This window comes from Paenibacillus germinis, from assembly GCF_013141785.1.
GTDB classification, from domain to species: Bacteria; Bacillota; Bacilli; order Paenibacillales; family NBRC-103111; genus Paenibacillus_E; species Paenibacillus_E phytorum.
Genome location: NZ_WHOC01000081.1, coordinates 33,815 through 44,228 on the forward strand (window position 1 = coordinate 33,815; position 10,414 = coordinate 44,228).

General features: G+C 48.9%; 11 protein-coding genes. All 11 read right to left on the bottom strand.

Translation table 11 applies throughout. The features are described 5' to 3' along the window. Positions 1-338: 338 nt before the first annotated feature. Positions 339-1,688: a sulfatase-like hydrolase/transferase gene (locus GC102_RS16715; RefSeq protein WP_171690552.1), complete on the bottom strand. Its 1,350-nt coding sequence runs from the start codon at positions 1,686-1,688 to the stop codon at positions 339-341. Between the two features lie 786 nt (positions 1,689-2,474). Continuing rightward, entirely contained in the window at positions 2,475-3,437 is a 963-nt protein-coding gene (locus tag GC102_RS16720; protein WP_171690553.1) for a PfkB family carbohydrate kinase, read from the bottom strand. Between the two features lie 7 nt (positions 3,438-3,444). Beyond that, positions 3,445-4,041, bottom strand: coding sequence for a TetR/AcrR family transcriptional regulator (locus GC102_RS16725; RefSeq protein ID WP_171690554.1), 597 nt, complete (start codon positions 4,039-4,041; stop codon positions 3,445-3,447). A 27-nt stretch (positions 4,042-4,068) separates the two neighbouring features. Then, the gene (locus GC102_RS16730; RefSeq protein ID WP_171690555.1) at positions 4,069-5,232 is read right to left on the bottom strand and encodes a YhgE/Pip domain-containing protein; all 1,164 of its coding nucleotides are present in this window, start codon (positions 5,230-5,232) and stop codon (positions 4,069-4,071) included. A gap of 408 nt (positions 5,233-5,640) precedes the next feature. Further along, the gene (locus GC102_RS16735) at positions 5,641-5,901 is read right to left on the bottom strand and encodes a hypothetical protein (RefSeq protein WP_171690556.1); all 261 of its coding nucleotides are present in this window, start codon (positions 5,899-5,901) and stop codon (positions 5,641-5,643) included. 109 nt (positions 5,902-6,010) lie between these two features. Further along, on the bottom strand, positions 6,011-6,322 hold the full coding sequence (gene trxA / locus GC102_RS16740; protein ID WP_171690557.1) for a thioredoxin: 312 nt from the start codon (positions 6,320-6,322) through the stop codon (positions 6,011-6,013). A 49-nt stretch (positions 6,323-6,371) separates the two neighbouring features. Then, positions 6,372-7,301, bottom strand: a complete 930-nt coding sequence (gene trxB / locus GC102_RS16745) for a thioredoxin-disulfide reductase (protein ID WP_171690558.1) — start codon at positions 7,299-7,301, stop codon at positions 6,372-6,374. A 328-nt stretch (positions 7,302-7,629) separates the two neighbouring features. Beyond that, the gene (locus GC102_RS16750; protein WP_171690559.1) at positions 7,630-7,800 is read right to left on the bottom strand and encodes a YhgE/Pip domain-containing protein; all 171 of its coding nucleotides are present in this window, start codon (positions 7,798-7,800) and stop codon (positions 7,630-7,632) included. Positions 7,801-7,886: 86 nt separating this feature from the next. After that, complete coding sequence (locus GC102_RS16755) at positions 7,887-9,128, bottom strand: MFS transporter (protein WP_171690560.1); 1,242 nt, start codon at positions 9,126-9,128, stop codon at positions 7,887-7,889. A gap of 281 nt (positions 9,129-9,409) precedes the next feature. Further along, complete coding sequence (locus GC102_RS16760; protein ID WP_171690561.1) at positions 9,410-9,856, bottom strand: hypothetical protein; 447 nt, start codon at positions 9,854-9,856, stop codon at positions 9,410-9,412. Between the two features lie 218 nt (positions 9,857-10,074). Then, positions 10,075-10,414: redoxin domain-containing protein (locus GC102_RS16765; RefSeq protein ID WP_171690562.1), on the bottom strand; the 340-nt coding region annotated here is incomplete at its 5' end.

The following is a 10,414-nucleotide window of genomic DNA, read 5'->3' on the forward strand; positions in this document are numbered from 1 at the left end:
CTCTAATTTAAAAGTCCTCTCATTTGTACAACTCTTATGCTAGTTCTTGTGATGTAAAATCGGCTAGTGCCATAATGTCATATGACAGATTTTCTCGATAAACGTTGTCGGTTAAGGTCATTCCACACCAAAAACACCCTATCGTCTATTTCCGGGAAGGAATTTAGAAGGTAGGGTGCTCGTTTATTCTGTTATTCTGATGGCCAAGTACAGAAATTTCAAAAGTTACAGGCTTCGACTCCGTTCATTATTTTACAGGCGTATTTACCAATAAAATTGGCGTTCCGCCTGCTAGTTCCGCAAGTCTCAGTTTTCTGACAATCAGATTCCGGGAAGATTCAGCTGACAGCTCCTTCTTGCAGAAATTCCCGCCGCTGCTTACGAAACGACTCCATCTGTCTCATATAGTCGGGATCACCGCAGAAATTCATCGTTTCTTCCGGATTGCGGCTAAGATCAAACAAAACCTCCGGCATGTCGGGACCATAATATTGATACTTCAAATGATCTTGTTTAATCATAATGTAATGCGGGCCAAACTGGGAAATAGTCCTATTGTCCCACTTGAGCGGGCTGCCCGTGAGCAGCGGCACCATGCTGCGGCTGTCGAGTACAGGAGGAACAGGGATGCCGCTAAGCTCGCACATCGTTGCAAAGAGGTCGCAAAGGTTGACATTTTCCGAGAGGATGCGTCCACCGTCAAACCCTTTAGGCCAACGAATGATGAGCGGCACTCGCACGCTACCTTCGAAAAACTTTTGCTTCTCCCAGACACCGTGCTCGCCAAGCATTTCCCCATGATCGCTCGTATAGATAATGATCCAATCGTCCAGATTTTGTCCGGCAGTCTCCAACGCCTGCATGACAGTGCCGAAATGGTCATCGACCGTTTCAATCATGGCGTAATATGCGGCAACCGCCCGCCAAATTTCCCGCTCCGATGCATCCACGCCCGGCCGCACTTGAAGCCTGCTGAGAAACGGATGGTCGAACACTTCCTGATCCTCGAAGGGCTTCACCCGATTCAAATAATAACGAAATTTATATTCGTCCGCGATGTACGGATAGTGGGGCTGAAGAAGGCTTACCTTCAGCAACAGGGGACGATCCGGCGATTCTCGGTCATAATAAGGGTTAAGAAAATATTCATCAATGAAATTAGTCGCTCCGAGAACCGTATACGCATCCATAACCGTATGGGGCGCCATTCCGATTCCTGCTCTCTTCACTTCCTTGGGCTGGTCCCATTTCATTGCTCCAACCGGTTTTACAGCCTTACCGCACTCTATTTCGTCACGGCCTTCGAGAAAAGGAAGATCAACCTGCATCTCGTTCCCGATCCGCTGCATCCAACCTTGCATCTGGTCGGTCCCTATGTGATGCAGCTTGCCGCAAGCAACTGTCGCGTAACCATATTGTGCGAAACGGCGGGCAAAGGTCATATGGCCCGGCGCCAGGTCTTGCCCATATGACTTGCAACCCGTCGTCTCTGGCAGTTGACCGGACATGATGCTTTGCCGGGCCGGGATACAGATCGGCGAAGGGGTGTAGGCGTTCGTGAATACGACACCGGCTTCGGCGAGCCGATCCAGATTAGGAGTACGGATAACGGGGTTTCCTGCAAAACCGGCTGTATCCGCGCGATGTTCATCACTCATAAGAAATAAAATATTTGGTTTTTTGTTCATTTTTATCCGCTCCTTTTCATCAAGCTTCACGTCTACAAGAGGGGCTATACCCCTTCGCCGGCGATCATGCAAAGGAAGACTTTCTGCAAGTCTATAAATCATTTATCAATACGCATTGTCCATACAGAAGCGGAGGCGGCTTGCTTAACTTTTAAAGTGATTCTATACAAATAAGAAAATAAATCCAAAATTTTCACTTAAATGGCTCACCTCCCAATGATGTAACAGTACCTAAGTATACGTAGTGTAGAGTAACTGATGCTTTTTGTCGCAAGCAAGGCTCAATTTTTGCGGACACATCATATTTACTTCAAATCAAACTAGATGGATGAAACAAGTACGCTCTTCTCCGCCCAGATTCAAACCAAAGCGGTCAACAACGATTTCTTTGTTCATTTCCCCCAATTAAACGTCTATTGCACATATTAGGGAGATATTCTTGTAGCAAAAAAAACGACAAAAATATCCCCACAAAAGAAAAAAAACCTTGATATAGCAAGGTTCTTTTGTAGGCATTTTCATGTCGTTAGAATTCTATGGCCTGCAATCACTGCATTCATTTCTGAGCTGCGGGGATAGTGAGCTTAGGCTTGGCTTCCATGAATCGACCACTCAGCATTGATAATTCTTACTGCTCAGTCTCACACCACTATCCCTTCCCCTCAGAATTGCACATACGTCAGGAAGTTATTTCATCCCATTAACTTTCGGTTAATTGGATGAATCTTTTCTCGTATCCATTTCTGAGCTGTGGGGATAGTGCACATAGTCTTGGCTTCTCACAAGCTAGCCTTGCACTTCCGCCAGAGTAGGGAGCGCAGGAATCGCCCCCCTGCGCGTCGTCGTAATTGCGCCTACGCGGTTGGCGAAGGCGAATACCTGCTCAGCGGCTCCTGTTTCAGCGAGCACGTCAACGATGGTTGCTGGCGCAGCGCCAAGCGCCACCAGCTGATAAAGCATGCCGCCGACAAAACTATCGCCGGCGCCAGTCGTGTCCACGGCTGCCACAGGCTGGCCGGGGATGACGACATCCTGCCGTGCGGTCACGACACGGCAGCCCCCAGGACCTAAAGTGATGATAATCACTTTAGGTCCGCGCTGCAGCAGCTGCTGCGCACCTGTGGTCGCGTCCACGCCGAGGAGGAATTCGACTTCCTCCTCGCTGACTTTGACCACATCCGCAAGCGGAAGCTGCGCAAGGATTTCTGCCCGAGCTGCGTCAGCGCTCGGCCACAGTGCCAGGCGCACATTGGGGTCGTACGACACCAATGCGCCAAAATCTCTCGCTCGGCGCGCTGCGTCCAGCGTCGCGGTGCGGCAAGGCTCGGCGATCAGTGATACCGAGCCGAAATGATAAACCGCGGCGTCTTCCAGCCACTGCGCCTGGACTTCGTCTGCGCGCAGCAGCATGTCCGCCGCCGGGTCGCGGAAAAACAAGAAATCGCGCTCACCATCCGCGCGCAGTGAAACAAACGCCAGACCGGTCTTCGCCTCATCGGTCTGCACAACGGCCGTATGCACGCCGACTTCGTCAAGCGTGCGCACCAAAAAATCGCCGAATGGGTCACGGCCGATTTTACCGATAAACCTTGCGTCGCCGCCCAGCTTGGCGACCGCCGCAGCAACATTGGCCGGCGCTCCGCCCGCCGCCCGCTGGAAGCTCGTAACGTCTGCCAACGCTTGCCCGTTCACCTCCGGTACGAAATCAATTAAAAGCTCACCTAAACATACGATGCATGTTTTGCCCATAAATCCATCATTCCCCTTTGCATTGATATCTTAACGCATTTAGCACATAGGTTGTCGTTTGCTCAATTAAGGTCTGGGTATCAGGCCGTTCCTCCGTAAACAAAAGTTCAAAAAACTCCCTCTGCTTATAGAAAAATATGGAACCCAGCACAAACATAAGCGTGCTATCCAGAGATTCAAAATGAAAAATACCATCCTGTCTGCCTTGCTCTAGTAAATCCCTCACCTTTTTCCATAATGGATACACGAGCTCTCTCATTTTTTCCAAACGTGGGGTGATGCTAATAATCTCCATTTGCATAAGACTAATCATTTGAGGATCAGCAGTTCTGATCTCTACGACACCCTGAATAATCGTCCGGATACCTACGATAGGATCCTCAATGGCTATAAAATCAACGATCTTGTTCATAGGGAAAAACTGTTTAAATATTTCGTAGAAAACGCTCTCTTTGCCGCCATAATAATAAGAAACCAGAGCCACATTGGCCCCAGCTTCTTCACAAATTTGGCGAACGCTTGTGCAATCATAGCCATGCTTCGCGAACAATTTTTTAGCTGCTAATAAAATTTTCATCTTCATATCTAATTCTGGTTCAACCATTTTATCAACGCCCTCCTCGTACTTGAGCTAAGCGGTCTGTGGACGTTGTTCCATAGCAGTCACTGCTTTTGCCTTTTTCGCAGACACAACCAAAATATCAATGACTAGTGCAACTGCGGCAATAAGAAACAAGAAACTGACTTCCTTGGCAACACCTGGTCCACCAAACAAGATATTCATTAACCCATTCACTGCATAGGTAGCTGGGAAAGCATTACTGATTGTATGATAAAAATGCGATAAAAGCTCCCTTGGCACAATAGCGCCAGAAGACACCAATTGCAAGGACAACATCGCGATGTTAAATAGCATACCTGCGTTCCCAAACAATGTCAAAAACATTTGAGCGACGAGCGCAAAGGTGAGTAAGAATAAGGTTTCGAACGCCCAAAGGGATAAAAAGCCTTTCTCCACATGCCCGCCCAAGGCAACGACCATTGTTGCACTGATCAGTCCCACAACAACGACCGCAATGACAGTCACAGCGATTCTTGCAGTCATTTTGCCCATTTTATTAACAGATGCACCGAGTATATTCGTAGATACATTAAAGTTCATTCCCATGATCATCGTACCCACAATAGAAGCAAGCACTAGCATCATAGGAAGCATCTGATTCGGCATATCCTTTACTTTATTGGTACTTTGAATGTCCGAGGTCACCTTAGTTGCGAGTCCTTGAGCTATTTGCCCTGCTTGCTCGGCTGGCAGCTTCGGATTCATCTGTGTTAGAACGGCTGATGCCCCAGCTGCTACAGCCTCTTTGTTAACAGACGCCGTGACATTCCCGGCTACCGCCTGCATCACGGACTTCGTCATAGAAGGATTAGACTCATTAATTGTATATGTAATGGGTACCGTCTGTCCTGGTGTTTGAAGTTGTTTAGAGAAATCAGCCGAAATATGCATAACCATCTGAACCTGACGATCATTTAACAAATTTTGTGCTTGTTCATTAGTAGTCACTAACTCTGTTTGAAACGGAAGATTGCTCTGCAGGTTTTGAACAATTTTGCTCCCCAAACCTTGATCTTCATTGACGATCGCGATCTTTAATTGGCTCGTATTATCGGTTACTCCCTTATAACCCGTCATCCAAATTAAACTAAACAACAACTGAAACGTAATGGCTGTGATAATCCCGACCTTCGTCGTTGCTTGTTTTAGAAATGCACCTAGTGCTTGGTTCATTTTAACCACTCCTCTTCGTTAAACGATCGTTTAAATTAAACGTTTGTTTAAATTATAGAATAGAGCTGAAAAGCTGTCAATACGTCTTTTTAACAAGCTAGTCTAACGACAAGAAAATACCCTCATTAGCGACAAGAAAGTCCCTACAAACATCAAAATCGTAAAATTTCACGACAAGAAGATACCTCAAATGCGTGCAGTTACCTAAAGCGCGACAAGAAAATACCTATAATAAATGCTGACATTAACAAGAAAAAAAGCCTTGGCTAGTTGCCTTGGCAGATTTACTGAATAAATGATGGTTTTCGATCGGTTACTTTCCCACTCATAACTTTATAGTACACTTTGTTCCCTCCATCAACTGATGGCCCAATGTAAACCCGATTTTACTCTTTTACCCCAAACGCTCTACGGGCTAACGATGTAATAACGGCAGCCTGTGTCATGGTACGCGATTTTAACGATTGCACTGCGTGGATTGTATCCAAAGGATCCATTCGCTTGCTTTAGATCAACATCCGCATAGCCGGCTGTGATTACGCAGTTCTGATTTATTATATAAGTTGCCGTAGAAGGCAGTTCAAACGAATCGTCACTATTAAATTCTTCAAGTATCATACCTACGTTACGAAGAAATTCATGCATGTAATCTGGCAACTTATATTTCAAAGTGTAATCGGGTTACCTCTTAATGTCGCTACTCCTGTGCGTTCTTGTAATTGTGTCATGTACGCTGCCATTTAAGTGGAATATGGTTTATGGGTGTTTTTTCTAACTCTCAGGCCTGCTCGATAGCCGCCTTCAATCGATCTTTCGGTTGCACCCCGACTAGTTGTTTCACGACTTGCCCGTCTTTGAATATTAACAGGGTGGGGATACTCATGACGTTGTACTTGGCCGCGGATTCCGGATTATCGTCCACGTTGATTTTTACGATTTTGGCTTTATCGCCGATCTCGGCGGACAGTTCGTCCAGTACCGGAGCGATCATTTTACAAGGTCCGCACCAAGGCGCCCAGAAATCGACGAGCACAGTGCCCGCTGCGGTCTCATTTTGGAAAGTAGCATCTGTTATCGGTTGAACTGACATGGCATATGCCTCCCTTAAGAATGATTGGTTGATTCGTTATGCGAAAATATTAAGCGTGCTGCTCGGACAAGAACCTTTCCGCATCCAGCGCGGCCATACAGCCGCTGCCTGCCGACGTAATGGCTTGGCGGTAAATGCGGTCCTGCACGTCGCCGCAGGCGAAAACGCCATGTATGGCGGTTTGGGATGTGCCCGGAATGACTTGCAGGTAACCGAGCTCATCGGTTGGCAGCTGCCCGCCCAAGAAGCCCGTATTCGGCGTGTGGCCGATCGCCAGGAAAATCCCGTCGGCTTCCAGCAGCTCCTCTTCGCCCGTTTCGTTGTTACGCACTTTCAGTCCGCTTACGCCCATCGGCCCCGCCGTTACTTCGAGCGGTGTCCGGTTCAGGCTCCAAGCAATCTTCTCGTTGCCGCGCGCGTGATCCTGCATGATCTTCGAAGCCTTCAGTTCATTGCGGCGATGCACGACGCGAACTTCGGACGCGAACCGGGTCAGAAATTGCGCCTCCTCCATCGCGGTATCTCCGCCGCCAATCACGATGATTCTCTTGTTGCGGAAGAAGAAGCCGTCGCAGGTCGCACAGGTGCTGACACCTCTGCCGATATTCTCGGTTTCGCTGGGGATGCCCAGCTTCTTGGCTGATGCGCCTGTCGAAATAATCAGCGAATCAGCCGTCAATTGACCGCCGTCCTCCAAGAACAGTGTGAACGGCCGCTTGGACATGTCCACTTCCGTCACCCGTCCCGGCTGAATCGTAGCGCCGAAGCGCAGCGCTTGCTTGCGCATGTTATCCATCAGCTCGGGACCCATAATCCCGTCCGGGAACCCCGGGAAGTTATCGACCTCGGTTGTTGTCGTCAATTGGCCGCCGGGTTGAATTCCTTCAATAACAAGTGGAGCAACATTCGCTCTTGCCAGATAGATCGCCGCCGTTAGACCGGCCGGACCTGTACCGATAATAATCGCTTTGTAATGCATAGGAAGGCCTCCTCTTCTGTTTTCATCCATATCACGGAGCATTTAACTTGTTTACAAATAAATTTGAAGCAAACCTTATGGGGAAAATCCTCCAGTGACTGGTGCTGTTTTTCCAGATAAGGCTAAATAACTCATTTTCGAGCATCTCCCTTAATACAAATTTCGTTCATTCCTATTTTATTTTACGACCCAATTCTTTTATTATCTGTAAACCAGATTACAATTGGCTGCGCAAACCGGGAAGATCGGCTGAATCCAAATTGTATCTATTGCTCTACCGGAGCGGCCGAGGCGATCGCCGGCTGTGCTCTATGGGGAGGATTCTCCGTCAACCCCTCCCCAGATTGACGACGGCGATCTGCAGCACGCCGAGGCGCTGTGTCGCGTTATGGTAACCGGTCATCCAGATCACGGTAAACAAGAACGGGACAAAAAGAGCAAGCGCCAGTACGATCCTCGTCGGTGTGAAACTCAGCAAATGTTGAATAACTTGTTTCATGTCCGATCTCCCCATTCAAGGTGTGGATCCGGCCGTTCGAATGGCCTTCTCCCATCGGCACGGCAATTAAACCGCCCCCTCATCCGTCAGGATTGCAAGGCCTGCGAACCCGCCTTGGATGGAAGACTTTCCGCCTGAGCTTGCGTTCCGTTTCTGGCGGCATAGTACCGGGCAAACCTTAGGGAATAACACAACATGTAGAGAACCACCAGGGAAGCGAGAACATTCAGGACGATCAGAGACACGTACAAGTCAAATAAGTAGCTTAGGAGACCGACTCCCACGATGGGAACAATAAATCCGATGTAACCCGCAAAGTAGAAAGTCGTGATCACCTTCGGCCGCTCCGATGCATTCGGAAGCTCGCCGGCCAATCGCAGGCTGATCTGGAACGTCCAACCGCTGCCCAGCGCCTGAACGAGCACCCCGATCCACATTAGGCTTATGCTTTCCGACGTCCCGGAGAGAACGACAAGCCAGGCTCCGCAAGCTAATAAAGCGATACCGCACCGAAGGCGTACGACCGGCTGTTTGAACCAAGGCAGCATTTGCATCATCGTGCCGCCTCCCATAAGCAGCAGAATCAGGAGACCGGACACGGCAAGGTTGGAAGTGTGAATCACGTTTTTCACGAACGAAGGAATCAAGGAGAGAACGGTTCCGTTCAAGGTAAACAGCGTGAAAACGGGCAGCGCACTGAACGACCAGAAATGAGGCTTAATGTCGGTAGACACCCCGAGCGAGATCGATGCCGACGCCGCTCGACGGCGTTCCTTCCGGGCTTGAAAATCCTCGTCCTGCAACGTTTCCAGGCCGACCCAAGCGCTCAGCAACAGAACGGTCAAAAGCCAAAACGGCGCGCGCAGCGGCATCAGATGCAGATACTGGATGATCAAACCGGCCAAGGCAGGTCCTAGACCGAAACCAAATGAAACGGCCATACCCGATAACAGAATCGTTTTGCCCGCTTTCTCTTCGGACGTTTGCTTCAGCAAAAACCCGACTGCGGTGCCCGTAAAGCTTCCATAAGCGATTCCTTCCAGTATTCTCGCCCCGTAAACGAGCCAGGCCTGCTGGCTTGCCATAAAGAGAAGGGTGGCCAGGATCGACAACAGGATGCTGATGCGAAGAACCCGCTTCAGCCCCCAACCGCTTCCTCTGGAGCCGACAATGAGCAAAGAGGGCAACAGGAAGACCGCATACACAGCGAATAAAATGGTGATTTGCAGACTGCTTAATCGGTACTGCTCCTGAAATAGCGGAAATAAAGGCGACGTAAAGGAAGTTCCGGTGGACATCATGAGGATGACCCATAACATTTTTTTCATAGAGAACGACCTCCCTTTTATTGGATGATGATTTTATTGCTCTCTTTTTACTGAGGACCGGATGGCATTCGCCGTACCGGTCCTCTATCATTACTTTGCCAAATAAGGGGCAATCTCTCCGGAGTAAATCACGGCCATTACGCGGTCGATAGCCGCCTGCGTCTGCCTCATTAATCCGCTTCAGCCTCTCGCTCCGCCCACGCATTGACCTCTTCAAGCGGTATACGCGGCTTGAGAGCCAACACAGGAATCTATGTCCGTCTGCCTTAGCCATCCACCCTTTAAATCGTTGCTTGCGAATAATTGATGTACGCAACCGGACTTCCTGCTAATCTGCGAAGCAGCGTCAATTGGCCGATATGGCTGGTCGCATCCGCTAACGGTCCCTGAACAAGGTTTTCGACAACGCTTTGCTCCGGTATAAATTGCAAGATGGCTTGATCCAATTGTTCGACTATTTCATAAAATCGCGCCGCTTCTTCATACCAGCCTTTAGATTCAAGTCGTACGCGCGGCGAACCGGCAATCGTTGAACAGCAGGTTTGTAACAATTGAGATATGTGACGTACAATTTCGATCGGCGTCCTGACGCCGTAATCAGCATCAAATGAAGCAAAATCGCTCGCTGTTCCGGAAATGGCAACCGTGAATCGGAACTTCATAGCACCCAGCCAATGACGAAGCAATTTTTCGACGTTTATGTCCTGAGGTTGTGAATTCTTTTCCATTCCTCTATCCCTCTCTATCAACAAAATGTTCGCTTGAAGACGCGGGACGTCTGCGGCCTTTGTGGGCTATTTAAACGCACGACCAGGGAATACAGCCCTGCTCGTGCGCCCGCCCGCACCGATTGTCGCTGAACCCAGCCATATAAGCTTCTCCCCGTATCATCAGCATATATGGATATGTCAGGTCTTATCGTACGGCAAGAATGATGCAAAAAACGTTACAACTTTTTTAGCTCTCGCAAAATTCCCTCCGGGCTTTGACGCTGCATGAAATTCGGATTGACATAGGAGGAGCGAATAATGGCGCTCTCATCAATCATGAATGTAGCCGGAACCGGCAAAACCCATTTCGAGGTATTGTTGTACTCCGCTAGATCGAGTCCGATACCTTCCATGAGTTCCCTTACTCCCGGCGGAACATCGAAGAGCAGATTGTACTTGGCCGTTACCAAGCCGTTCGGATCGCTAAGGACTTGAAACTCCAATCCTTCCTTTTCCTGAAGGGATAACGAATGATCCGGCTTTTGTGGGCTAATCGTTATAAGCTGCGCTCCCATC